Raw genomic sequence first — 22857 nt, 5'->3', positions numbered from 1 at the left:
CACGGACATTAAAATAGACGAGAAAGGCATTCATCCCATCAGAGCTGACTAACTTCATTGGTTGTCAGTGTCTTCTCTTTTATTTGATCGATCAATGCTAGTCGGTCCAGTATCAATTTCATCCGACATATCGCCAATCACCTCCTCTGCACTCACGACTTCCAACAATTCGCTAATAGTAACTGATTCATCATCGTTCCGTAGTCTTTCTCTGATTGCTCTCTTCCTGCCTTCTTTGACCTCAATTTGTACTTCTTTTAGAAGATCGTCTACATCGATATCATCCGCAGCTGCTAATCGACAGATGAACACGATGGCCCGAGAGATAGACTGTCTACGAGTCCCTTTTGGCATGTCATTTACGATATCCTTGTATTCGATCGATACCGCATCAGATTCAATCGACTGCTGAAGAAGTTGGATGTCTTCGACTAGGCCTTGCGTAATCCGGTCTTTGATCCGGTTCTGTGTCATTCGCTCGTTGTCGTCTGTTATATCCGATTTTCCTCGAAGATATTCGCGCTGGGTAGGCGTCAACAGAGATCCGATTTCGCTCATTAGAACGATATGTGTTCAGCTTACTTATTTTTCCATCGGTTGAACAGATATTATTCTCCCAAACTATATTTATTCGCAGCCCATGTGTTCAACTATGCCTATTGGAGGTACAACCGTCGGTCCGCTAACAGAGGACGTTCGCGATCGGCTCGCCGAATATCGAGACCGAGAGGGGTTCTCTAATTATAACGAGGCCGTCGACGACCTCCTCAAGAACGAGAACATCTAATTCGAACGCCGTACCGGCTGGCGTGACGGGCCAGGTACCAACTCTCCCGTACACGCCAAACTTCCCGCACAACGACGTCACACCGACGCCGTCAACCATTGATTGTGGTCGGTGGGACTTGTCAGTTGTGGGTCTCGCGAATACCCCACACCAATGAAAACTACACAAATCGAACGAGCGAATCGCAGTCAAACAACCATCCCGCCCGTCACGGAGGTAGCAGATGAGTAGCGACCTTGATCCACTGCCGCCTGAAGAGGGTATCGAGCTATACTTGGAGAGTCGGAGCGAGGAGTTATCCGATCACACAGCTCAGAACCACAGATACCGATTAAAGAAGTTCCGCAAGTTCTGCGCCGAGAACGAAATAACGAACCTCAATAACCTTGATGGGCGCGTCCTCTTGCGGTTCTTCAACCAACAGAAGGGTACTGTGAAGGCAGTCACGCTCAAAAATCACCTTACTACGCTTCGAGTCGCCCTAGACTTCTGGAGCACTATCGACGCAGTTGAAGACGGCCTTCGCGAGGCAGTGCCCGCGCCTAGTGTTGGAGACGGTGAGGATGTCAGCGAAGAGTTCATCACTGTAGAGGAGGCGAACGATGTACTCTCCTTCTTGGAGAAGTTTCGATACGCAAGTCGCGATCACGCGATCTTCCTGTTATTATGGGAGACTGGTATGCGTGCTGGCGCTCTGTACGGCCTTGATCTCGGAGATTACGATTCTGAAGTGCCAAAGCTCCGGATCCGGCATCGAGACGGGACGCCGTTGAAAAATAAAAATAGGGGCGAACGGGACGTGTCGCTACGACCCGAAGTAGCGAAGGTTCTCGATGATTACATCGACAAGGGTCGAGAGGAGACCACTGAAGATGGACGTTATCCCTTGTTCACGTCTCGATTCGGCCGGTTGTCTCGGAGCTCGATCCGTGAGACAATCTACAGGGTGACACGTCCCTGTCACTGGGGTCCGTGTCCACACGATCGGGACGAACAGGATTGTGAGGCTCTTGAAGGACAAAAGCAAGCGAGCAAGTGTCCTTCGTCATACTCCCCGCACCCGATACGGAAAGGCGCTATCACAAGAGATCTTAACGAGGGTTACCCGTCCGAGATCGTTTCTGATAGAATGGATATGACCACAGAAGTGCTCGACAAGCACTATGACAAGCGAACTGAGCACGAACGGATGGAGGTTCGTCGTCGCATCATTCGGGAGGTGAAGAATGAGCGTAACTGAACTATCCGGTGGAGAGAGAACTGAGATCCCACCCTCCCCGCGAGTCCACTCACTTCGTTCGTTCCCTCGCGTGGTCCCGTTCGCTTCGCTCACGGGACCCCCGCGAGTCCATGTTTCTGCGCCGCGAGCAACGTCGCGAGCGGCGCACTACTGCAACGAGCGGGTTTTGAACCCTACAAGTTGGAACCAGGTGCCATCCGATTTAAAAACAGACGGCGGCTCTCGTCGGCGATCTCGGTGCGAGCCCGTGCCCATCACCAGCTCGACGAGCTGCTCGCGCCGCCGGATCGACACCGGGGGGTCGGTTGCCGGTTAGGGGTGTGGCTAAGGCCACATTTTCTAAGGGACCCTGCCGTTTTCGCGCCGTGCCGTCCGCGCGCCCTTGGCGCGCTCGCGAAAATTTTTCAGTAAGGAAATGTAAAATGGAACATGATCCAAAAAGTGTGGGAGGTAGGTAGGGGTATAGTTGCGGTCATATTGATCGTTGGTATTCTGTATGCTATATTCGATTGGAGATATACACATGGCATATACGGGTTTGGTGATCCGATTCTGGGGATGATTGAATCAACAGCGCCGGATGTATTTGCGATTTTAGCAGTAGCCTCGATCTTTGCGGTCTTTGTGTTTTATAACCGATTCTCCTCATCGTGGCAGCGATAATACCGATTTGATGTCTATTTTCGCCTGTTGACTCCCCCGGTGACTCCCACCGCCATGCCACTGCACGGTCGGTAGCCTCGACGCCGGGAACCGTCGCCGTCTTGAATATTTGCGTTCCCCGCCCACGAACTCGGTACACGGCGAATCCATACCATCTGCCCTGCTGCTGGAGCCGATCGTGGTACTTCTTATGAACCTTGAAGTTGCCCGGTTGCCCGTCCGCGTGGCGTCGAGGGGTCGCCTTGAACTCCCACGGAACGCCCCGCTTCAGCCCATCGTACCGGCTCGTATCCAGCCGCTTGCTGTCTCCGTCGACGAGCCGGACATCAGGGTGTTCAATATATAAACGGCTCAGTTGGAATCTTTTTTAGATACAGTATCGGCTGAAACATCCGGTTGGTGGTAACTGCGAATTGAGCGGTTGTTTGCTCGGGCTATTTATAAACGGTACTGAGGAGTTGTGTGACTGTTTATTAGTGGTGACGCTGTTCCGGACTATTCCGTGGAGTGGCGAAAGAGGATCGACCACCATCGCCGCTATCTTCCCCGTACTTGAACTCGCACCTGCACCGCAGCCTCACGCCTCCCCAGCCTCGCCACGGCTGGCGGGAACGCCAGCCGTGGGCTCCCTCGCGCTCGGGTTCGCGCCCTCCGGGCGCTCACCGGAGCGCGCCGACCGCCATGGACTGGATTATATATCGTCTCACCACCCGGTTGGTGGGATTTATAAACGGCCGATCGAGTCCGGGATCACTCGCTGGATCCCCTATACTGAGCACTTAACATAGTGACTCTATCAGCGACAAAGGACCTCAACAAGGCCATATACCCCCCAAACGTGGGTCAACGCAGGGTCGCCAGCGAGGATCACCCCTCCGCCACTTCGGGTTCGATATACACCTTCTCGATCAGCGGCTCCCGTTCCTGCAGCGCCGCCTCGATCTCGGTGATGAGCTCGTCGATCCGTTCGGCATCCAGATCGGGACGGAACGCGACGTCGGCGGTGACGAGCACGCTATCGGGGCCGAAGTAGACGGTCCGGAGTTCGGCGACGTCGACCACCCCATCGTGCGATGCCGCGATCGCCTCAAGGGGGTCCTGATGGCGATCAGCGAGCCCCTCGCCGATCAACAGGTGTTTGTTCTCGATCCCGAGCAGGATCGCGAAGCCCATGAGGAGCAGACCGATGAGGACCGCGCCGATCGCATCGAAGATGGGGTTGCCCGTCACCTGCGAGGCGAAGATGGCGACGAGCGCGATGCTCGCGCCGACCGCCGCGACCGCGTTCTCCGTTAACACCGCGAGAACGGGCGTGTCGCTGGTCTTCGCGAACGCCTCCCGAAAGCTTCGCCAGCCCCTAAGGTCGGTCTCCTCGTCGAGCGCGACCCGGGCCCGCCAGTAGGAGATCCCATCGAAGAGGATCGTCACGATCAGAACGGCGTACGCGACGTAGACGGCCGGGATCGTCCGGTCGCCGACCGTCAGGTCGCCGCCGGCGAGCGGCAGGCCGTACCGGAGGGCATCGATCCCGTGGGTGAGGCTCTCCCAGCCGGCGATCCCGAAGAGCAGCACGGAGACCAGGAAGGCATAGAAGAAACTGGCCTTCCCGTAGCCGAACGGGTGGAGCCGGTCCGCCTGCTTGCGGCTGTAGTACATCCCGACGAGCAGCAGGATCTGATTGCCCGTATCGGAGATGGAGTGGTACGTCTCCGCGAGCATCGACGGACTTCCCGTGAGCAGGAACGCGCCGAATTTCAACAGGGCGAGCGCGACGTTCGCCGCCATCGCGACGAGGATGACGACGAGCCGCTCGCTCTGGGCCATGCGCTCGGGTTGCCGCTACGATGATAAATGCCTCCCGAAACGACGACCGAGGCGACGCCGTATCAGGAGGTCGTATTCCAGTCGTCGGTGTGTTGGGTCCCACCGAGAGGGACACGAAGGGTGAGGACCGTACCGCGGGGATCGTTCGGCGCACGCGCCATCGTCCCGCCGAGCGCGGTGACCGTCCAGTAGATGAGCCATAGACCGATCCCGGAGCCGTGTGAGAGCGGTGTCTCGGCCTGTTTCATGATCACGTCCCATTCGTTATCCGGAATGCCCGGTCCATCGTCGGCGATGTCGATACGGACCTCGGTGTCCTCCGCACCGAGGGTGATGCTGACCGTCGCCCGCGGCGTCCCCCGATCGGTGTGAACGACGGCGTTCTCGAGGGCTTCGTCGATCGCCAACTGGAGGAGACTGCCGTTCTGGACGAGCGTGTCCGCCGGGGCGTCCGTCGACAGTTCGATCACGGCTTCCGGATGCGCCGTTCCCCACTCATGCACGAACGTCTTGATCTCGCCGACGGAGAGGTCAGGTTGCGCCTCACGTTTCATAAATCGGTCCTGGATCCGTCGGATCTCCTCGCTCAGCTTGCTCAGCGTCGTCGCGTGTTGGCGGATGGTCTGGACGGCTGCACGATGTTCGCTGGCCTCCAGTTCCCCCTCAAGCAACTCCGCATACCCGTCGATAGCCGTGACCGAATTCCGAACGTTGTGGCGCAACACGCGATCCATCACGTGGAGGACCTGTTCGATGAACTGTGAGTCGGTGATGTCCTCCTCGATGGCGACGAAATGGGTGACCGTTCCCTCGGCGTTCGTGATCGGGACGATCTTCTGGTTGACGGGGTACAGCTCCCCGGATTTATGCCGATTCGTCAGTTCGGCCTCCCACACCTCACCAGCGGTGATCGTCTCCCACAGCTCCCGATAAAACGCCTCGTCCTGCTGGTCGGATTTCAGGAGTCGCGGAGTCCGACCGATAGCCTCGTCGATCGTGTAGCCGGTGAGCCGTTCGAACGCCGGGTTGGCGTACCGAATCGTCCCCGTGGCGTCGGTGATGAAGACGGCTTGGTCGACGGAGTCGGCCTGTTTCGTGAAGAGTTCCTTCTCGCGCTCGTAGACCTTCCGCTCGGAGACGTCCTCCTGAAAGCCGAGAAAGTGCGTCACCGATCCCGATTCGTCCTCAATGGGTGTGATCGAGAGCCGGTTCCAGAACATCGTGCCGTCCTTGCGGTAGTTTCGGAGTTCGGTCGTGATCGGCTCCCGATCATCGATCGCCTGACGGATCGCCGCGACCGTCTCTGGGTCCGTGTCCTCGCCCTGGAGAAACCGGCAGTTTTGCCCGAGGACCTCCTTGCGATCGTAGCCGGTCAGATCACAGAAGCCGTCGTTCACGTAGATGAGCGGCTCGTCCTCCCGTGTCGCGTCCGCGATGGAGATCCCGATCGGTGAGGCGTCCATCGTTCGGGCGGGGAGGCCGGTCGGCAGCCGCGTCGTGGTCGGAAAAAGCAGCATCTGAACCCCCGCCTCGCCCTCCCACTCGACGGGCGTCTGGAGCGCGATGAGCTCACGATCGTGTTCGCCGGCTGCGGAATCCCCCTCCGGTGAAGCGGATTCATCGACCGCTGAATCACTCCCCGATGGATCGATCTCGATCGTGAGGCCGATCGCCGTGGCATCCCCCGCAGTGACCCGGCGAAGCTGGTCGGTGAGCGGGGCGTGATACGGGGCGGCGACGTACGAGAGGATCGAGGTGCCGACGAGCGTCTCATTCGGATCGACATCCAAAAGCGCGCGTGCGGCGGCGTTCGCGTAGCCGAGAGTCCCATCGCTTCGGACGACGACGGTGGGATCGGTAACCGTCTCGGGGGACTGCATAACGAATGAATATCACCGGTGAGTGGGCATAATTACTTGGATCGGTTGCTCACGAAAGGATCCGGCGGGACCCGTATGTCGACCGATCAGCTGAAAAGGATGACAATTGCTGAACGATTCATCCCACTTCCGGCAAACCACGGGGCGATCGCGACCGTTATCCGGCGCCGGAGGAACTCCGGGATATGGACGACGACGAGCGCCGGATCGTGACGTTCACCGCGGCTGCCCACGGCCTCGTTCACACCTACGAGCTGTCCATCCCGATCCTGTTGACGGTCTGGATCGCGGAGTTCTCGACGACGGCGGCGGCGCTCGGCGTGGTGGTGACGGTCGGTTACGGCCTCTTCGGCGTCGGCGCGCTGCCCGGCGGCGTGTTGGTCGATCGGTTCGGGTCGAAGCCGCTCATCCTCGCGTGTCTGATCGGGATGGCGGCCGCGTTCGTGGCCGCCGGCTTGGCCCCGACGCTGGGAACGCTCGCGGTCGCCATCGCGGCGTGGGGGCTCACCGCGAGCGTCTATCATCCAGCCGGACTCGCGCTGCTCTCGAACGCCGTCGATCGGCGTGGCATCGCGCTCGGCTACCACGGGATCGGCGGGAATCTGGGCATCGCGCTCGGGCCACTCGCGACCGCGCTCTTGCTTATGGCGTTCGACTGGCGAGTCGTCGCCGGGCTGTTGGCCATCCCGGCGCTCGTCGTCGCCGCATACGGCGTCACCGTCGACGTCAGATCGGCGCTGCCGGCGGACGAAGCGAGTGGATCCACGGACGGGACGGGGGACCCCGAAGCCGAGCGGTCCCGTTCGAAAGGCGAGATCTCGGCCGCGACGTTTCTCGCCGACACCCGGACGCTGTTCACGCTCGGGTTCGTGCTCGTGTTGTTCTTCGTCACGTTCAGCGGGCTCTACTACCGGGCCTTCCTCACCTTCCTTCCGGATCTCCTTGGTGAAACGCTCGCCGGGCTGATCGAGTTCGACCTCATCGACCCGGACAGCCCGTTCGCCGACGAGTTCGATCCCGCCCGCTACCTCTACGTGGCGATCCTGACGGTCGGCGTGGCGGGACAGTACATGGGTGGACGGATCGCCGACCGCCTCGCCCCCGAGCGTGGGTTGATATACGTCATGGGGGTGCTCACGGCGCTCGCACTGCTTTTCGTGCCGGCGAGCGCCGCCGTCCCGACCTTCCTCGCCGTCTCGCTGTTGCTCGGCGTGGCGCTGTTCATGATCCAGCCGCTCTCACAGGCGACCGTCGCCGCCTACTCCGATCCGGACTCACGGGGGCTCTCGTTCGGCTACACCTACCTCGCGATCTTCGGTATCGGTGCGCTCGGGGCCGGAATCGCCGGAACGGTGCTCACGGTCGCGGGATCGCGCGAGCTATTTATCATCCTCGCGATCATCGCCGCCGCAGGTGCGATATCGGCCGCCGCCGTCGGTCGATATGGCACGCGACGTGATTGAGGGTCGACGCAGGCATCGAACGGACGACACGGTGGAAGTTAGCGATCCCGGGCGGTTTCGTCGTCGTCCGCAGGATCGTCGTTAGCTTCGGTGTCACCGTCATCGTCGTCCTCGGAGCCGTCGCCGTCGTCCTCGGAGCCGTTGCCGCCCGCCTCATCCGCGGAGCCCTCATCGGGACCGTCGACGTCGATACGAACCGGGCCGTCGTCGGCGTCGTCTGTGGGATCGCCCGAAGCACCTTCGTCTCCGATCCCGACATCGACGCCATAGTCCTCGAGGGTCGTGTCGTGATCGTGGCGACGCTCGCTCTCGGCCCGCGCCAGCGCGTAGCCGACCGCATACCCGGTCGATCCGCCGATGACTGCACCGATCCCCGCACCGACCGGTCCGCCCTTCGCGCCGAGGACCGCGCCGGCGAAGCCGCCGACCGTCGCGGCACGCTCGGCGTCACGTTCCGGGTCGTTCTCGGCACGCTTCTCGTGGTGTTCGTCTCTCTCGTCCATACGTCAGTTACGGGCCGCAGGAACCTATACCCATGGACGATCGATGTCGGGGAACGATGTCGAGGGTGCGATGTCGACCGACCGCTCCGCCGGCTCAGGCGGTGTGGGCCGCCTCGTCGGGGTCCTCGACGATCTCCAAGCCCCGATTGTTCACGGCGTAGGGGTCCAGCCCGACCTCCTGGAGGAACTGCTTATACAGCCGCTCGGCGGTCTCGCCGTCCTTCTGTTTGTCCGAGGCGTGATCACAGAGTTCGAGGAGGGTCTCCGGGACGTCGTGTTCGTGAACGATCCAGTGGTTGATCGTATCCGAGAGCCGCCTGATCGGCGAGGTGAAGTGCCCATAGATGTCGAAGTTGAGCGCGTGGTGGCCGCCGAACGGGTCGTTCATATATTTCGCCCGGGGCATCACGCGCAGGACGGCCCGCTGGATCTTGTTGAGCTGTCTGTCGGGCGCGGCCTCCAAGGCGGCGTTGACCGCCTTGCGGGGATCGTCCCACGAGGAACCCGGAATGGACACCGAATCGAGCTCCTGGATCTCCCGAAGCGCCTTGTCCCACTGGTCGGGCGTCGGCTGCGGGTGGACCCGATACATCGCCTCGACCCCGCGATCCCACATCAGCGTGTGCGTGACCGCCTTGTTCGCTTTGAGCATCGACTCCTCGATGATCGTGTGCGCACGGTCGCGGCGGGGGTTCAAGACGAGCGATCCGTCCTCCTTCCGCTGTTCGTGCATGCGGTCGGCGAGTTCGAACGCGAGTTCGTTCTCCGCGCCGAGCGGAAGGGAGGGGTCATCGAGACGCTCCTCACACTGCTTGTAGGTGAGCCGCTCGTCCGAGCGGATGACCGATTTATAAATATCGATGGTCTCGAACGAGAGCGTCTCGTCGTCGATCGCCATCTCGACGGTGTGTGCGAGCCGGTCCTCGTTGGGCACGAGCGAGCAGACCGTCTCCGCGAGGATCGGCGGCAGCATGTGGATCGTGTACGCCGGCAGATAGACCGTGTTCGCGCGCTTGACCGCCTCATCCCACATGGCGGTGTCGGGCGTGACGTAATGGGTCACGTCGGCGATATGGACCCAGAGCCGATAGCAGTCCTCCTCGCGGCGGATCGAGATGGCGTCGTCGAAGTCCTGTGCGTCGACCGGGTCGGTCGTCCACGTGGTCAGATCCCGGAGGTCCTGCCGCTCGGCGACGGCCTCGTCGATCTCCGCTTCGACCCCCTCGGTTCGCGCTTCCGCCTCCGCTAAGACCTCGGCCGGAAACTCGTCGCGGATCCCGAACTCCTCGAACAGCTCCTCGCGTTTGTTCGCCAGGTGGCGGGCAAGCTCCTCGTCGATCCGCACGGGGCCCTGGTCCTCGGCGGACCCGGGTTTCGGCTCGTCGTCGCTCATGACGTTGACCAACGGGCGTCCGTTAGAAAGGCCTGTCGGGGTGGCCACACCGAAGCAGTGCCTACCGGTCGCGTCCCGACCGCGTCCCGGAGCCCCCCGTGTCGGGATCGCCGGAGTCGGCCGAGTCGAGATCCGCCACGACCGCCTCGGCGTACCGATCGAGGAACTCCTCTTGCGAGAGGCCATCGGACTCGATGGAGAGGATCAGCGATTCGAGGCCGTCGCGGGGCTGATGACAGATCTGGTCGTCGCAGTCGGTACAGAGATACTCGAACTCCTTATCCCGCCGATCCCAGCGGTTTCCCTCCTTGTCGTACTCGCGCGCGTCCTCACGGAGTACCGACTCCCCACACGCGATGCAGATCACCGTCCGCCGGTCCCGGCTTCTCCGGGAGCGCCACATATCACATCACTCGACCCCCGTCTACTTAGCGTTTGGTGCGCGGCTGACGCCCGTCCGACGCGGGTGGAAGCGTGACCGCAACGCCCCATAACGGCGACGCGGAACGGTCCATTTATCGGCCGAGCGGCCGACGACCAGTGCATGCAGGTCAAATCCCGCCATCACCTCCGAAGCGACGACATCGACGAGGTTCGCGAGGCGGTCGCGGACGGGCTGGGCGTCGACGTAACGGGCGACGCCTTCGAGCGCGTCGAGTTCGTCGACGCCGACTACGAGGTCGTCCTCGTCGACGGCGAGCCGCTCGTGTTCTACGTCGACGGCGAGCCGTTCCTCACCGTCAAGGGTGCGAACGTCCATCCGCCGGAGACCGGGATCGTCACCGTCGACGCCGGCGCCGTCTCGTTCGTCTCGGACGGCGCCGACGTCATGCGCCCCGGGATCGTCGACGCCGACGGGGCCATTCGTGCCGGAGACCTCGTCGCCATCGCCGAGGAGACCCACGGTAAGGTGCTCGCGGTCGGACGGGCGCTCGTCGCCGGCGACGACATGGTCGGCGACAGCGGAAAGGTCGTCGAGTCGATCCATCACGTCGGCGACGACCTCTACGCGTTCTCCATCTGATGCGACGGGCACCGCCACGTTCCGAACCCGGTGACACCCCGCCTCCGACGGCCGGTCCGGCGGCGTCGATCCCGCATCTTTTACCCGCCCGCCGGCGATCCGTGTATCGATGACACGGCTCCGGGCGATGAGCTACAACGTGCGCTATGCCAACCGGTACGACCACCACGACGTCTGGTCGATGCGCCGGGAGGGACTCACGGCGCTCGTTCGGTTTCACGATCCGGACGTCGTCGGCTTGCAGGAGCCGCTGCCGGAACAGCGGCGGGATCTCGAAGCCGCCCTCCCGGGATACGAGTTCGTCGGACGGGGCCGACGCGCGGACGGAACGGGGGAAGCCTGCCCGATCGCGGTACGACGCGACCGCTGGCGGATCGTCGATAGCGGCACCTTCTGGCTCTCCGACACACCCAATGAACCGTCCACGGGCTGGGACGCGACACATCCCCGGATCGCGACGTGGGCGCACGTCGAACCGCGGGGGAACGACGACGGCGGAGAGCGTGAGGTCGGCGGGGAGCGTGAGGACGCGGACGACGGCATCCTGTTTCTCACCACCCACCTCGACCACGAGGGCGAGCGTGCCCGGCTCGAAGGCGCCCGGCTCATCCGCCGGCGACTCCCGAGGCTCGCGGACGGCCGGCCGGTCGTGCTCGTCGGCGACTTCAACTGCACCGCAGGGTCGCCGCCGCATCGAGCATTGATCGGCGGAAGCGACGGCGTCGAGGCCGGAGACCCCTCGGTCGAGCCCGGAAGCGATGGGGGCACGCTCGTCGACGCGGCCGCGGCTGCGAGCCTTCGACACGGACCGAGGACGAGCGTCACCGACTTCGAGACCCTGATCGCGAACCGGCGGATCGACCACGTGCTCGTCTCTCCGGGCGTCGAGGTCGACGCGTTCGCGACCCTCGCCGACCGCGACGATCGGGGACGGTATCCCTCCGATCACCTCCCGGTGCTCGCGAGGCTTCGCTACTGAGCCCGCTCACCGGTCCGGATCGGTCCTCTCCACGGGTTCCTCGGCGTCCGGTTCGGCGGCCCCGTCGATCGAGTCCGCCTCGGAGGCGTCGGCGTAGCGATCCATCGCGTCCTCCCAGCCACGTTTTGCGGCCTCGAACGTCGCCCGCAGGTCGTCGATCGGCGTCTCCGTCGCATCGACACGAAGGTCGTTGTACAGGGGCTCACCCATCGGGGTCGGCTCGGTGGTCGCAACCTTCAGGGCCGCCGATTGCACCGGGAGGTCCTCGCGTTTGTCGCCGCCGACCGCGTGGCCCGCCGAAAGCGCGTCGATGAGCCGCTCGGCCAACGGTCGCTCGCCGTGTGCGTCCGCGGCGTACGCCGCCGCCGTCTCCTCGATCACCGCCTCGCCGACGAGCATGTTGCCGGCGACGGTGAAGTTCTGGCCGAGGTCGTGGCCGTACCACCCGACGCAGTCGTCGCCGGAGAACGCGAACGTCCGCTCGGCGTCGATCCCGTGAACCTGTCTCCCCTCCCGCCCCTTGTCCGCGTTGAGCAGGGCTTCGAGCGCGTCGCCGATCGCGAGCCCGTCCTCGAGATACGCGAGCCCCCGACGCCCGAGGTCGACGTTGACGAGCGACTGTGTCGCCACCGCGCCGTGCTCGGAGACGAACGGGCAGAGCGTCCCGACGGCCGGAAGCCGGGTCGTCACCGCCACGCCGAACCGAACCTGATCCGCGCCGGAGTCGTCGGTGTACCGCTCACGGACGCAGATGCTGAACGTCATGGCTGATTCTGCGTCCGGTCGGGTAAAAAGCGTGCAGCCGACGGCAACGAACGTGCGGTGACGACCCGGGCGGTCCGTTTTCGGAACAGGTACGAACGGATGCGACGCGGGGAAACGGGCCGCTGGCGGGTGCGCTTTTATCTATCGCCCGGGAGTCGACGCGGACATGGACGGGATCGTCTTTTATGCCACGGAGCGGCTCGATGCGGTCGTCGAGTTCTACGTCGAACGGTTGGACGCGGAGGTGCGGATCGAACAGCCGGACTGTACGATCCTCGGCTACGGCGACTTCCGGTTCGGCTTCTGTGCGCGCGAGAGCGCGGATACTTGCGGGATACTCACGTTCGTCTACCCCGACCGCGACGCGGTCGACCGCGCCCACGAGCGGCTGTCCGACGTGGCCCGGGAGGAACCACACGGGAACCCGAAATACGACATCTACCAGTTCTTCGCGGACGACCCCGAGGGGCGGACCGTGGAGTGTCAGGCGTTCCTCGGCGGGGTTGACTTATAAAGGCCGGACGGTCGACGGACGATCCGTCGGTCAGAGGACGTCGCCGATCCGGACCGGCTCGCCGTCGAAGACCGGGTCCTCATCGACGATCCGCAACACCTCGTGATCGGTGACGTCGTGATACGGCTTTCCGGTCGCCTCCTCGATGAGCTCCTTCTCGAGGGTGAACTCGGTCCCCCGATAGACGACCTCGGCGCCGTCGTCGGTGAAGGTGAGACGCGTGGACATATCCACGGCTATCCCCCGGACGGGTATAAGGGCCGTGCTCCCGACGCCGGTGTCACGTCCGATAGCCTCACTCCTGGGGATACTTCGGCTCGCGACGCTCGGCGCGCGTGAGGGCGCGTTCGATGACGGCCCGAACCGGTTCGTCGCCGTCGGCCGCACGATAGACGTCGCCGTGGCCGGGATACATCGCCTGCAGGGTGTCCGGAAGCCGTTCGAGGAGCGTGTCGAGGCTCGCGATGAGCCGTTCGCGTGACTGACCGGCGAGGTCCGTGCGGCCGAAGGAGCCGTCCTCGAACGCCCCGTCGTTATACACGACGACGTCGCCGCTGTAGAGCCGCTCCTCCCCGAGGAAGGTGACGTGATCGGCGGCGTGGCCGGGCGTGTAGACCACCTCGCAGGGTTCGTCCCCGATGAGCACCTCGTCGCCGTCCTCAATGGCGACGTCACGGCGGGGATGGTCGCCGTAGGCGAACAGGGTCGCATCGAACCGGTCAAGGACGGCGTCGAGCTCGCCCACGTGATCGCCGTGTTGATGGGTCAAGACGACCCGGTCGAGTTCGTCGACGTGCTCGGTGATGACGTCTGCGACGCCCGGCATCGAGCCGGCGTCGACGAGCGTGGGGGCGTCCCCCGGAACGAGATACGCGTTGCAGGTGAACTCCTCGGCGTCCGCGGTGACGGTGATCGGTTCCATGCGCGTCCCCACGACCGCGGCGTTGAAAAAGGTGGAGTCATTCGGGGTCGGGCGACGATGTCGCCCCGGATTCCCCCCGGACCAGGCCGTCGCGGAAGCGGTCGGAGAGCCCGAGATTTATGCCGAGCGAGCGAGTACGTTCACATGGACATGGGCTTCGGGAGCTACGACGAAGCCGAACAGGGGAACCGACCACACGGAACTGACGTTGGCGACGACGACGCCATCGAGACGAGCCGCGAAACACACCGGGGCTCAGTCGAGTACGAACCCGGCGCGTCGACCGACGAGCTGCTCGACCGGCTCGCGGCGATCAAAACGGGGGACGACGCGGACGAACCGGCGGAGCCGTAGTGCGTCCGGGGAGCCGGACCCTCGGCGTCGCCTTTTCCGACGGCGAGCGACGGAGCCGGCTCGCCGGGGCGGTGGTCCGGGCGAACGGAACCCTCGATGGACTCGCCTTCGAGACGTGTACGGTCGGCGGCACGGACGCCACCGACGCGGTGATCCGCTGTTTCGAATCGCTCGACCGCGAGGACATCCGTCGGATCTGTTGTGCCGGGGTCGCTCCCGCGTGGTTCAACCTCCTCGACCTTCATCGGATCCACGAGGCGACCGGCCGACCCGTCTTTGCGGTGAGCTACGAGGAAAGCCCCGGGTTGGAGCCCGCGCTGCGGGCGGCCTTCGACGGATCCGCACTCGCCGAACGGCTCGCCGTCTATCGTCGCCTCCCGCCACGGCGACGGGTCGAGCCCGGAGGGGACCGCGACGGATCGGTCCCGATCTTCGTCCGATCCGTCGGGGCGACACGGGAGGGCTCGGCGACGAACGGTGATGACCCGGAGGCGACGATCCGTGCGCTCGTCCGCGAGGGGTTCCGCCGGCCGGAACCGGTTCGCATAGCAAAGATCGCGGCGGGGGCACACCGGTCGGCGGTCGAGCGGTGAGGCGGACACCGATCGATACGAGTCGAGAGCGACGCTGATCATATGATTCGAGAGCGACGCTGATCATATGATTCGAGAGCGACGCTGATCGGGACGAGTCGACACGGATCGGCCGCACTTATTATCGCTCCGACCACCGCCAAATGCATGAAAGAGCGAGATCCGGTCGAGGATACGAATCGACGCGACGTCCTCGACGGGTCGCTGTGTGTCCAGTCGTGTGAGCGCTGTCCTGCGCTCGTCGAGTCACGAAGCCGGATCGTCAACGGCGTCGGGCCGACCGACGCCGACCTGCTGTTCCTCGGGGAGGGTCCGGGCGCGAACGAGGACGCCGAGGGCGAGCCGTTCGTCGGTCGATCCGGCGACGTGCTGGATGAGGCGCTTCGGGCGGCCGGCATCGACCGATCGGAGGTGCGGATCACCAACTGTGTGCGCTGTCGCCCGCCCGAGAACCGCGATCCGACGACGACGGAGCTCGCCAACTGCCGAGGATACCTCGAGACGGAGGTCGACCGGCTCGACCCCGAGCTGATCGTCACCCTCGGGAAGGTGCCGAGCGAGCACCTCCTCGACCGGTCGGTGGGCATCACGGCCGAGTCGGGATCCGTCGTCGACGTGCGGATCGGCGACCGTCCACGCCGGGTGTTGCTCTCCGTGCATCCGGCGGCGACGCTGTACGACCGAAGCAAGCGTGACGGCTTCTTCCAGACGATCGCCCATGCGGCCGACCTCTCGGGGCTCGGGGAGTCGACGGACGGCGGGCAGTCGCGGCTCGGCGAGTTTTGAAGCGCGACCGGATGAACGATCGACGGCCACGGTCATCCGTGTGAGGAGTATTCGACTATCGGAAGTCGAATTCAGGACACGGTGACTGCTCGTCGTATTTCACCAGAGTCGTGGCCGAATCCTCGATCAGCCGTACACAAAATCATCGGATTTCGGCACCTCCGGCCGTGAGACCAATGTTCAGGGGAGGACACCATAGAGAACATAGAAAACCATTTACTGGCTCGCGAAAAGGCTCATTTATGTCCGACAACAGGTGGTCGGCGAACAGACGGAGATTTGTTAAAGCCGCTGGGGCGGCGGGAATCATCGGCCTTGCAGGGTGTGCTGACGACGATGCGGGCGCGGACGACGCGGGCGCTGATGACGGCGCAACCGCGGGCGACGTGGATGACGTGACCGAGATCCGCTGGATCATGAACCCGGCGGAGGAAGCGATCGACATCGAGGTCCAGTATCAGCCACTGTTCCGATACCTCGAGTCCGAGGCCGACGTGGAGATCGTCGGCCAGCCGACGGCAGACTACTCCGGTACCATTCAGGAACTCCGACGGGCGGAAGAGGATGACCGCGTCTTCGCGGACACCTCACCCGGCGCAGTCGCGCAGGTTCCCGAGGAGATCGATGTGACGGGGATGCGCGTCGCGTTTGGGGCCGAGCAGTACTTCTCGCTCATTACGACGACGCCAGACAGTGGTATCGAGGAGCTATCGGATCTCGAAGGCGAAACCGTCGCGACCGCGGAACCGACCTCCGTCTCCGGGACGCTGTTCCCGCTTTTGACCCTCCGAAACGCCGGACTCGACATCGGCAGTGCGCCCGGCGGTTCGCCCGATGACTTCGAATTGCGAACGTCCGACCACACGACCGCCCGCGAACAGATGATCGAGGACGACCGGATCGCCGCCGCCGGCACCGGCGCGTTCTCGACGGCCGCGCACGTTCCACAGGAGCAGTTCGACGAGATGTCCCAGGACTTCGTCGACATCTCCGCCGAGTACGACGATGCCGGGACGCGTGAGCCCGAACTCCAACTTCTCGGCGTCTCCGACCCGATCCCGCGAGCGCCCATCGTGAGCAACGCGGCCTGGGAGGAGTCGATCAAGGACGAGCTCACCCAATTGATGATCGACGCCCCCCAGGAGGCGTTCGAACACGATTCGATGGCCGACGTCGCCGAGGCGCTCAACGTCGACCCGAGCGTCCTCGATGCCGACGAGGACGACCTCAGCGACGACGAACTCAGCGACCGCCAGCTCGTCGAGGATCACGAACTCTGGTTCAGTGGCGTGGTGGAGGCATCGCACGAGGACTTCGACCCGATCGTCGAGCTCGGCCAAGAGCTCGGATTGGATTGGGGCGACCTGTAAGCCAGCTGAATAACTCGTTTTACTCATGAGTTATATCGAAGTGGACGGAGTGACCAAACGCTACGGGGATGTCGTCGCCCTCGATGACGTCTCCTTCGAGGTGCCCGCAGGCGAGTTCGTCATCGTCCTCGGCGTCTCCGGGTCCGGGAAGTCGACGCTCCTCCGGACGATGAGCGGGCTGCTTCAACCCACCGAGGGGCGGATCGTGATCGACGGCGAACCGATGACGTCGCCCAGACCGGAGGTGGCGATGATCTTCCAGCAACACAACATCATCGGCGATATGTCGGCGTACTCGAACGCGCTCTCCGGCGGGATTCACCGCACCGGGTTCCTCTCAAGCGTCCTCCAGTTGCAGGACACCTCCGAGAAGCATCGCGCGCTCGAGGCGCTCGATACCGTCGGGTTGCTGGAGGAGTCAGAACAGAAGGCACGGCGGATGAGCGGTGGACAACAACAGCGGGTCGGCATCGCCCGCGCGTTGGTCCAGCGGCCGGACGTCCTGCTGGCTGACGAGCCCGTCGCGAGCCTCGACCCGGGAAGCGCACAGAGCGTGATGGGGTGCCTCCGAACCGCCTCCGAGGAGCGAGACCTGACGACGTTTTGTAGCCTCCATCAGGTCAACATCGCCCGGAAGTTCGGCCACCGGTTCATCGGACTGCGGGACGGGCGGAAGGTGTTCGACGGCTACCGCGAGGACCTCACCATCGACGTCATCGATGACCTCTACGGTGACATCGACACCGAAGGAATGTTCGCAACCGACGGAAATCGTTCGAAGGAGACGAACGAGGAGGCCGCAGCGACGTGAGCCGAACCGACCGACTCGGCGCACAAACGAGGTCGATCCACGAATGAGCACCGACGATGGACGCGGAGACAACGAGACGGAGGGGACCGGCGCGAAACCGACGGTGGACGCAAAAAACACGCCGGCGAGCGATGGCGGGGTGCGAAACGATCAGGCCTCGGATGTGCCGACGCGGATCCGTGAGCAGTTCGAGAACATCAAGCAAACACGGCGGCGACGAGCGGTCGGCTGGGTCGCACTCGCCGGGTTCCTCGCGTTTACCACTGTACAGGCGTTCGCTGCGACGGAGCTTCTCGACCCCGACGCACGGCTCGGAACCTTCGTCGATTCGCTGAGCGAGTTCTTCCCGATCACGTTCTATTTCGATGTGATCCCGTTCCTCGATTTTACACAGTACATCTCGTTCATGCGCCACGAGAACCTGCTGTATGACCCCGAGATCGGTGGGTTGTTGTTTCAGTGGCCGCCGAGCACCGCCGACATCTACGCGTTCTTCTTCACCGAACTCGGGATCTTCCAGATATTCGGTGAGGCGGGAATCACCCTCGCGATGGGGTTCGTCGGAACGATGGTCGGGTTCCCCTTCGCGTTAGTGTTCGGGACCCTCGGCTCCGAGCGCGTGACGCCGTTCCCGTTCAACTTCATCTTCCGTGGGACGATGTCGTTCATTCGGGCGATCCCCGCCATCATCTGGACGCTTATCTTCATTCCGTTCCTGGGACTCGGTCCCGCAGCCGCGGCGACGGCGATCGCGTTCGACACGATCGGGAACCTCGGACGGCTCTTCGTCGATGAGCTTGAGGAGATAGAGGACGGGCCGATCGAGGCGATGCGGACGACCGGCGCGAGCAAACCGCAGATCGTGTTCTTCGGAATGCTCAGTCAGGTTCGGACCGCCTTCATTGCGTGGACGCTGTACATCTTCGAGATCAACGTCCGCATCGCCGTCACCGTCGGTGTCCTCGGGGCGGGTGGACTGGGATTCATCGTCACCTCCCAGCAGAACCTGTTGCAGTTTACGAACATGATGGCGACGCTCATCTCGATCTTCATCCTCATCATCTCCGTCGAGCTGTTCAGCCAGCGACTTCGCTCGCGGCTCCGAGCGGATGACATCGAGATGAGCCTCTGGGAGCTTATCACCGGTTTCCCACGGCGTATGGCGGAGTCAGCGCTTAAATAGGCGTAGCCGGGGACCGAAGGGAAATCGCTTTTTTGCTCGCTCGCACACGGACAGTATGAGCACCTTCGAGCCACCAGAGGAGACGCTCGCCGAGGTCGTGGTGATCGACTACGGCCTCGGGAACCTCAGATCCGTCACCCGTGGACTGGAGCGGGCCGGCGCAGGCGTGGAGATAACCGACGACCCGGCCGCATTCGAGGCCGCAGACGGCGTCGTCCTCCCCGGGGTCGGGGCGTTCCGCGAGGGGATGGAGAACGCCGGCCCGCTTCGCGAGGCGATCACCGATCACGCGGCGGCCGGCCGACCGCTGTTCGGGATCTGTCTCGGGATGCAGATGCTTCTCACCTCCAGCGAGGAGGCCGACCACGAGGGCGAAGGGGAGGTGACCGGTCTCGACCTCGTTCCCGGAACCAACGTCCGGTTCGACGTGGACCGCAAGGTGCCACACATGGGCTGGAACGAACTCGCAGTGACCCGCGATCACCCGATCGTCGAGGGCGTCGACGGCGAGTACGCCTACTTCGTCCACTCCTATTACGCCGAACCGGACGACGCCGATGCCGTGGTGGCGACCGCCGACTACGGCGTCGACTTCCCGGCCGTGATCGCCAACGAGGCCGGAAACGTCTTCGGAACGCAGTTTCACCCCGAAAAAAGCGGGGAGACCGGGCTGCGGATACTCCGGAACTTCGTCGAGTACTGCGCGGAGCGGTGAGCGGAACGGCGGGCCGATCCGACGGACACCGCAGGCGGTAAGTAGCCGCCGCCGAAAGCCCACGGCAATGCGAGACCGCCTTCGACCGCTTCTTGCCGCGTTTCTGGCCATCGTCCTGCCGGGACTCGGTCATCTCGTCTTACGCCAGTGGGGTCGCGCGCTGGTGTGGCATGTGACGATCGTCGGGGGGACGGTCGCGCTGTTCGTCCTCTATGACGTCGAGCCCGGCGACCCGCTCGCGGATCCGAGCGCGTTCACCGCGGCGGTGCCGGTCGAGGTCTCCGTCCCGGTGACGTTCCTCGTCGGCCTCTCCGCGCTCGATGCGTACCTCGTCGGGCGCGCGGACGCCACGGAGGCGACGACGAACTCGCGAACCCGACGGGGTGGACAAACGGTCGGTGCGGGGAACGACACGAGTGGCGAGCCGACCGACGACGGCATGACGGCGGACGACGAAGGCGTCCCGACGGTGAAATGTCCGAGTTGCGGGCGCGAAACCGACGCCGAGATCGACTTCTGTCACTGGTGTACGGAGCCGCTGCCCGGTCCGAACAGTGCGGACTGAGACGGGCATACCCACCGATGAGCGACGCGATGCTATCCTCGCCGTGAGGCCCACATCCTACTGGGATATCAGATTCGATACTCGAAGGCAAATCCTCATATAGCGGGCGCGAAACGTCTCCGGTACGGACGCGAACGACGGACGGAACATGAGTCTGAATCCACGGCACTACGACGTACGGGAGCTGCGGTCGCTCGCGGGAGGAACGCGAGCGACCGCCGATGGAGCGCCTCGGGAGCGGCCGCTCCGTTTACCGAATCGGAACCGAGCCGAGCAGGCGGCACGCTCGGCCGCGTTCACCGAGATCCTGTTACGTCAGCGTAACTTGCGGAAGGTCACCGACGGCGAACGGCCGTATCTCACGGCGGTGCCGAGTTCGCCGGCGGCGGAACACGAGATCGCCGACTGGCTCGGCTACCTCGTCGACGTCGGCGGCCACCTCAGGAGCCGCGACGCGCTGTCGTACTACGCCGAGATCGGGTGGATAACCCCGGCGGTCGCGAAGACGCTCACACGCCGGCTTCCCGGCTACGAGCCACCGCGGCACGATCGGCCGTTCACCCCCGCCGACCATCGGATCAGCCTCGTCTCCCTCGTCCGGCTCGTTTCGTGTGCGAGTGAACACCCATGAGCGACGACACAGACGACACCACTGACTTCGATGGTATCGACGAGCCGGCCCCGGTCGGCGTCAAACTCGGCAGCACCCGGACGGTGCTCGACCTACCCGACGGCCGCGGCGGCCGTGAACGACAGATGACGCTCACCTGTTTGGCGACCTACGAGGACGCCATCACCGGCGAGGAGCGAGTCCTGTACGGACACGATGCCGCCACCGAGTATCCCGACACGGTACGGTTTATGCTTCGGTCGGGGTTACCTGAGGACGACGCGAGCGTCGCGGACGCCAAACGGTTCTTCGAAGCGCTCGTGAGCGCACACAACGTGCCCGAAGAGAGCGTCGTCGTCTATGCCGTTCCCACTATCGACAACGAAACCGGGGTCAACAACCTCAAGACCGTCATCGAGGAGTCGACGGTCGGCAAGGCGGAGACACGGAGCTTCCCCGAATCGCTCTGTGGCGCGATCCCCGCCTACGGCGACGGCCTCGAGGCCGTCGATGAGGTGTTCGTCTCGATCAACATGGGCTCGACGACGCTCGAAGCCTGTGCGTACCGTCGCGGCGAGCAGCTCTCGCCGTTTTCGACCGGCTCGGTCACGGGTAACGAGGTCGACCGCTGGATCGTCTCGGCGGTCGAAGAGGAGACGCAGGGACGCGTCCACATCGACCGAACGACTGCCCGGGAGTACAAAGAGGACCACGCCGACGTCTACGGGTTCGAGCCGTTCACGGACGTCGTCCAGCAGCCCGGCGGCGGCAGCCACGAATTCACCGTCGACCGAGGCGTACGCGACCCCGTCGACCGCTACATCGACGACGCGGTGAACGTGGTCGCCAACGAGTTCCTTCCCGAACTCGCCAACGACCACATGAAGCCCTACCAGCTGGCGCTCGGACGGCCCATCGCCGTCACCGGCGGGATGGCATGTATCCCTGGGCTCACCGACGAATTCGAGAACCGTCTGAGCGAAGAGCTCGACCGCGACGTCGACGTGGTCTCACCCGAGGACCCCGCGACGGCGGCCGCCGAAGGGGCGGCCCGTATCGCCGAGCGGCTGGTCTGAGAACGTCGGCCGAGGACGGTCTTTTCGGACGGTCATCGAACGGCTGGAACCGATCCCGATCGATCGGACGACCGCGTCACATCAATCGCGGCTGATGACCGTCACCGGAAGTTCCGTATCGAGGATCACCGACTGCATCACGCTTCCGAACAGCGCCTTGCCCGCCGGCGAGCGATTCTCCGTTCCGATGACGATCTGATCGACGTCCCGTTCCGCGGCGACATCGAGGATCCGTTCGGCGGGGTCGCCGTGTGCCCGCCGTTTCGTGGTGTCGATGCCGGCGTCCTCGAGGATCGACACCGCGAGGTCGACGCTTTCCGGGAAGGCGGCCTCATCGTAGAGGTCCGCCGACCGCACCCGCCCGCCTTCCCCGACCGCCTCGAACTCCCGCTGGACGTTTAAGACGATAACGGAGAACGCGTCCCTCCCGGGAAACGCCGAGACCGCCTCGGCGGCGTATTTCGCGGGGTCCCGCTCGGCGCCGACGGCCATCAGAATCGTGTACATACGGATGGATCGGTCGATGTATGTCATAAATTTTCCTAATGAAGGGATGGATGTCGAACGGAACGCGGTGCTTCCCACAACGAAAACGTATCGGGCACGTCCTCGGCTCAATACACGTACAGGACGAAGACGGTGAAGGCGATCCCGAAGACCACTCCCCCGACGACGACGCCCGCCAGCCCGAGGGCGGGATCCAACTCGAACAACACGAGCAGCGCGAGCGTCGCCGGGACCCAAGCGACGGCGACGGCGACGCCGAGCCGGAACCATTTCCGGTTCTCCTCCGGGACGAGCGATCCGTCGGCTCGCGGCTCCATGCGTCGTGGTCGG

27 protein-coding genes are annotated in these 22857 nt (G+C 63.8%); 15 read left to right on the top strand and 12 right to left on the bottom strand.

All coding sequences use genetic code 11. The features are described 5' to 3' along the window. Positions 1-54: 54 nt before the first annotated feature. Both CHB65_RS05445 and CHB65_RS16750 read right to left on the bottom strand, forming a co-directional pair. On the bottom strand, positions 55-558 hold the full coding sequence (locus CHB65_RS05445; protein WP_089384035.1) for a hypothetical protein: 504 nt from the start codon (positions 556-558) through the stop codon (positions 55-57). Positions 559-682: 124 nt separating this feature from the next. Then, entirely contained in the window at positions 683-886 is a 204-nt protein-coding gene (locus tag CHB65_RS16750; protein ID WP_143420346.1) for a hypothetical protein, read from the bottom strand. Positions 887-1010: 124 nt separating this feature from the next. Between CHB65_RS16750 and CHB65_RS05440 the strand changes: the two genes are divergently transcribed. Further along, entirely contained in the window at positions 1011-2027 is a 1017-nt protein-coding gene (locus CHB65_RS05440; RefSeq protein WP_089384034.1) for a tyrosine-type recombinase/integrase, read from the top strand. Between the two features lie 1530 nt (positions 2028-3557). Here CHB65_RS05440 and CHB65_RS05430 read toward each other — a convergent pair. Both CHB65_RS05430 and CHB65_RS05425 read right to left on the bottom strand, forming a co-directional pair. Then, entirely contained in the window at positions 3558-4514 is a 957-nt protein-coding gene (locus CHB65_RS05430; RefSeq protein ID WP_089384033.1) for a cation diffusion facilitator family transporter, read from the bottom strand. Positions 4515-4576: 62 nt separating this feature from the next. Continuing rightward, positions 4577-6394: a PAS domain-containing protein gene (locus tag CHB65_RS05425; protein WP_089384032.1), complete on the bottom strand. Its 1818-nt coding sequence runs from the start codon at positions 6392-6394 to the stop codon at positions 4577-4579. A gap of 185 nt (positions 6395-6579) precedes the next feature. Between CHB65_RS05425 and CHB65_RS05420 the strand changes: the two genes are divergently transcribed. Then, positions 6580-7857 carry an MFS transporter gene (locus tag CHB65_RS05420; RefSeq protein WP_089384031.1) on the top strand — a complete coding sequence of 426 codons (1278 nt, stop codon included), beginning with the start codon at positions 6580-6582 and terminating at the stop codon, positions 7855-7857. A gap of 38 nt (positions 7858-7895) precedes the next feature. Here CHB65_RS05420 and CHB65_RS05415 read toward each other — a convergent pair whose 3' ends face one another. The 3 genes from CHB65_RS05415 to CHB65_RS05405 form a co-directional block, all read right to left on the bottom strand. Continuing rightward, positions 7896-8360 carry a hypothetical protein gene (locus tag CHB65_RS05415; protein WP_089384030.1) on the bottom strand — a complete coding sequence of 155 codons (465 nt, stop codon included), beginning with the start codon at positions 8358-8360 and terminating at the stop codon, positions 7896-7898. 94 nt (positions 8361-8454) lie between these two features. After that, a complete protein-coding gene (locus tag CHB65_RS05410) occupies positions 8455-9753 on the bottom strand; it encodes an RNB domain-containing ribonuclease (protein ID WP_089384029.1) in 1299 nt (432 codons plus the stop codon). Positions 9754-9814: 61 nt separating this feature from the next. Beyond that, positions 9815-10156, bottom strand: coding sequence for a DUF7562 family protein (locus CHB65_RS05405; protein WP_089384028.1), 342 nt, complete (start codon positions 10154-10156; stop codon positions 9815-9817). Positions 10157-10297: 141 nt separating this feature from the next. Between CHB65_RS05405 and CHB65_RS05400 the strand changes: the two genes are divergently transcribed. Next, on the top strand, positions 10298-10777 hold the full coding sequence (locus CHB65_RS05400; RefSeq protein ID WP_089384027.1) for an RNA-binding protein: 480 nt from the start codon (positions 10298-10300) through the stop codon (positions 10775-10777). 109 nt (positions 10778-10886) lie between these two features. Beyond that, on the top strand, positions 10887-11756 hold the full coding sequence (locus CHB65_RS05395; RefSeq protein WP_089384026.1) for an endonuclease/exonuclease/phosphatase family protein: 870 nt from the start codon (positions 10887-10889) through the stop codon (positions 11754-11756). Positions 11757-11762: 6 nt separating this feature from the next. Here the strand turns inward: CHB65_RS05395 and CHB65_RS05390 are convergent, their stop codons facing one another. Further along, positions 11763-12521, bottom strand: coding sequence for a DUF1028 domain-containing protein (locus tag CHB65_RS05390; protein ID WP_089384025.1), 759 nt, complete (start codon positions 12519-12521; stop codon positions 11763-11765). A 166-nt stretch (positions 12522-12687) separates the two neighbouring features. Here CHB65_RS05390 and CHB65_RS05385 point away from each other — a divergent pair, with 166 nt between their 5' ends. Beyond that, positions 12688-13035, top strand: a complete 348-nt coding sequence (locus tag CHB65_RS05385; RefSeq protein WP_089384024.1) for a VOC family protein — start codon at positions 12688-12690, stop codon at positions 13033-13035. 30 nt (positions 13036-13065) lie between these two features. Here the strand turns inward: CHB65_RS05385 and CHB65_RS05380 are convergent, their stop codons facing one another. Both CHB65_RS05380 and CHB65_RS05375 read right to left on the bottom strand, forming a co-directional pair. Continuing rightward, the gene (locus CHB65_RS05380; protein WP_089384023.1) at positions 13066-13263 is read right to left on the bottom strand and encodes a DUF5800 family protein; all 198 of its coding nucleotides are present in this window, start codon (positions 13261-13263) and stop codon (positions 13066-13068) included. A 67-nt stretch (positions 13264-13330) separates the two neighbouring features. Continuing rightward, the gene (locus CHB65_RS05375) at positions 13331-13957 is read right to left on the bottom strand and encodes an MBL fold metallo-hydrolase (RefSeq protein ID WP_089384022.1); all 627 of its coding nucleotides are present in this window, start codon (positions 13955-13957) and stop codon (positions 13331-13333) included. A gap of 150 nt (positions 13958-14107) precedes the next feature. On the opposite strand from CHB65_RS05375, the gene CHB65_RS05370 reads away from it, so the two are divergent. From CHB65_RS05370 to CHB65_RS05325, 10 genes are all read left to right on the top strand, one after another. Continuing rightward, positions 14108-14311, top strand: coding sequence for a DUF5786 family protein (locus tag CHB65_RS05370; RefSeq protein ID WP_089384058.1), 204 nt, complete (start codon positions 14108-14110; stop codon positions 14309-14311). Beyond that, positions 14311-14904 (top strand): endonuclease dU, encoded by a 594-nt coding sequence (locus CHB65_RS05365; protein ID WP_089384021.1) that lies wholly within the window; start codon positions 14311-14313, stop codon positions 14902-14904. Before CHB65_RS05370 ends, CHB65_RS05365 begins: the two co-directional genes overlap by 1 nt. Before the next feature lie 147 nt (positions 14905-15051). Next, positions 15052-15690: a uracil-DNA glycosylase gene (locus tag CHB65_RS05360; protein ID WP_089384020.1), complete on the top strand. Its 639-nt coding sequence runs from the start codon at positions 15052-15054 to the stop codon at positions 15688-15690. 242 nt (positions 15691-15932) lie between these two features. Then, positions 15933-17060 (top strand): PhnD/SsuA/transferrin family substrate-binding protein, encoded by a 1128-nt coding sequence (locus CHB65_RS05355; protein ID WP_089384019.1) that lies wholly within the window; start codon positions 15933-15935, stop codon positions 17058-17060. Positions 17061-17085: 25 nt separating this feature from the next. After that, positions 17086-17871, top strand: a complete 786-nt coding sequence (locus CHB65_RS05350) for a phosphonate ABC transporter ATP-binding protein (protein ID WP_089384018.1) — start codon at positions 17086-17088, stop codon at positions 17869-17871. Between the two features lie 43 nt (positions 17872-17914). After that, positions 17915-19054, top strand: coding sequence for a PhnE/PtxC family ABC transporter permease (locus CHB65_RS05345; RefSeq protein ID WP_089384017.1), 1140 nt, complete (start codon positions 17915-17917; stop codon positions 19052-19054). 55 nt (positions 19055-19109) lie between these two features. Then, the gene (gene hisH, locus CHB65_RS05340) at positions 19110-19769 is read left to right on the top strand and encodes an imidazole glycerol phosphate synthase subunit HisH (RefSeq protein WP_089384016.1); all 660 of its coding nucleotides are present in this window, start codon (positions 19110-19112) and stop codon (positions 19767-19769) included. Positions 19770-19836: 67 nt separating this feature from the next. After that, positions 19837-20334, top strand: a complete 498-nt coding sequence (locus CHB65_RS05335) for a zinc ribbon domain-containing protein (protein WP_089384015.1) — start codon at positions 19837-19839, stop codon at positions 20332-20334. A 148-nt stretch (positions 20335-20482) separates the two neighbouring features. After that, positions 20483-20965 (top strand): FlaD/FlaE family flagellar protein, encoded by a 483-nt coding sequence (locus CHB65_RS05330; protein WP_089384014.1) that lies wholly within the window; start codon positions 20483-20485, stop codon positions 20963-20965. Then, positions 20962-22020 carry a hypothetical protein gene (locus CHB65_RS05325; RefSeq protein WP_089384013.1) on the top strand — a complete coding sequence of 353 codons (1059 nt, stop codon included), beginning with the start codon at positions 20962-20964 and terminating at the stop codon, positions 22018-22020. Before CHB65_RS05330 ends, CHB65_RS05325 begins: the two co-directional genes overlap by 4 nt. 81 nt (positions 22021-22101) lie before the next feature. Here the strand turns inward: CHB65_RS05325 and CHB65_RS05320 are convergent, their stop codons facing one another. Both CHB65_RS05320 and CHB65_RS05315 read right to left on the bottom strand, forming a co-directional pair. Then, positions 22102-22527 carry a universal stress protein gene (locus CHB65_RS05320; RefSeq protein ID WP_089384012.1) on the bottom strand — a complete coding sequence of 142 codons (426 nt, stop codon included), beginning with the start codon at positions 22525-22527 and terminating at the stop codon, positions 22102-22104. A gap of 107 nt (positions 22528-22634) precedes the next feature. After that, positions 22635-22844: a hypothetical protein gene (locus CHB65_RS05315; protein WP_089384011.1), complete on the bottom strand. Its 210-nt coding sequence runs from the start codon at positions 22842-22844 to the stop codon at positions 22635-22637. Positions 22845-22857 lie beyond the last annotated feature (13 nt).

The organism is Halorubrum vacuolatum (genome assembly GCF_900188065.1).
Classification (GTDB): domain Archaea; phylum Halobacteriota; class Halobacteria; order Halobacteriales; family Haloferacaceae; genus Halorubrum; species Halorubrum vacuolatum.
Note: the sequence above shows the minus strand (reverse complement) of the source record. Positions and strands in the feature narration are given on the sequence as shown.

Coding starts and splice junctions, on each gene's coding strand:
- CHB65_RS05370 (WP_089384058.1), top strand. CDS start 14,108: ATGGGCTTCGGGAGCTACGACGAAGCCGAACAGGGGAACCGACCACAC.
- CHB65_RS05390 (WP_089384025.1), bottom strand. CDS start 12,521: ATGACGTTCAGCATCTGCGTCCGTGAGCGGTACACCGACGACTCCGGC.
- CHB65_RS05325 (WP_089384013.1), top strand. CDS start 20,962: ATGAGCGACGACACAGACGACACCACTGACTTCGATGGTATCGACGAG.
- CHB65_RS05360 (WP_089384020.1), top strand. CDS start 15,052: ATGAAAGAGCGAGATCCGGTCGAGGATACGAATCGACGCGACGTCCTC.
- CHB65_RS05430 (WP_089384033.1), bottom strand. CDS start 4,514: ATGGCCCAGAGCGAGCGGCTCGTCGTCATCCTCGTCGCGATGGCGGCG.
- CHB65_RS05415 (WP_089384030.1), bottom strand. CDS start 8,360: ATGGACGAGAGAGACGAACACCACGAGAAGCGTGCCGAGAACGACCCG.
- CHB65_RS05400 (WP_089384027.1), top strand. CDS start 10,298: ATGCAGGTCAAATCCCGCCATCACCTCCGAAGCGACGACATCGACGAG.
- CHB65_RS05355 (WP_089384019.1), top strand. CDS start 15,933: ATGTCCGACAACAGGTGGTCGGCGAACAGACGGAGATTTGTTAAAGCC.
- CHB65_RS05335 (WP_089384015.1), top strand. CDS start 19,837: ATGCGAGACCGCCTTCGACCGCTTCTTGCCGCGTTTCTGGCCATCGTC.
- CHB65_RS05330 (WP_089384014.1), top strand. CDS start 20,483: ATGAGTCTGAATCCACGGCACTACGACGTACGGGAGCTGCGGTCGCTC.
- CHB65_RS05320 (WP_089384012.1), bottom strand. CDS start 22,527: ATGTACACGATTCTGATGGCCGTCGGCGCCGAGCGGGACCCCGCGAAA.
- CHB65_RS05395 (WP_089384026.1), top strand. CDS start 10,887: ATGACACGGCTCCGGGCGATGAGCTACAACGTGCGCTATGCCAACCGG.
- hisH (WP_089384016.1), top strand. CDS start 19,110: ATGAGCACCTTCGAGCCACCAGAGGAGACGCTCGCCGAGGTCGTGGTG.
- CHB65_RS05420 (WP_089384031.1), top strand. CDS start 6,580: ATGGACGACGACGAGCGCCGGATCGTGACGTTCACCGCGGCTGCCCAC.
- CHB65_RS05380 (WP_089384023.1), bottom strand. CDS start 13,263: ATGTCCACGCGTCTCACCTTCACCGACGACGGCGCCGAGGTCGTCTAT.
- CHB65_RS05405 (WP_089384028.1), bottom strand. CDS start 10,156: ATGTGGCGCTCCCGGAGAAGCCGGGACCGGCGGACGGTGATCTGCATC.
- CHB65_RS05410 (WP_089384029.1), bottom strand. CDS start 9,753: ATGAGCGACGACGAGCCGAAACCCGGGTCCGCCGAGGACCAGGGCCCC.
- CHB65_RS05445 (WP_089384035.1), bottom strand. CDS start 558: ATGAGCGAAATCGGATCTCTGTTGACGCCTACCCAGCGCGAATATCTT.
- CHB65_RS05315 (WP_089384011.1), bottom strand. CDS start 22,844: ATGGAGCCGCGAGCCGACGGATCGCTCGTCCCGGAGGAGAACCGGAAA.
- CHB65_RS05440 (WP_089384034.1), top strand. CDS start 1,011: ATGAGTAGCGACCTTGATCCACTGCCGCCTGAAGAGGGTATCGAGCTA.
- CHB65_RS05385 (WP_089384024.1), top strand. CDS start 12,688: ATGGACGGGATCGTCTTTTATGCCACGGAGCGGCTCGATGCGGTCGTC.
- CHB65_RS05350 (WP_089384018.1), top strand. CDS start 17,086: ATGAGTTATATCGAAGTGGACGGAGTGACCAAACGCTACGGGGATGTC.
- CHB65_RS05375 (WP_089384022.1), bottom strand. CDS start 13,957: ATGGAACCGATCACCGTCACCGCGGACGCCGAGGAGTTCACCTGCAAC.
- CHB65_RS05425 (WP_089384032.1), bottom strand. CDS start 6,394: ATGCAGTCCCCCGAGACGGTTACCGATCCCACCGTCGTCGTCCGAAGC.
- CHB65_RS16750 (WP_143420346.1), bottom strand. CDS start 886: ATGGTTGACGGCGTCGGTGTGACGTCGTTGTGCGGGAAGTTTGGCGTG.
- CHB65_RS05345 (WP_089384017.1), top strand. CDS start 17,915: ATGAGCACCGACGATGGACGCGGAGACAACGAGACGGAGGGGACCGGC.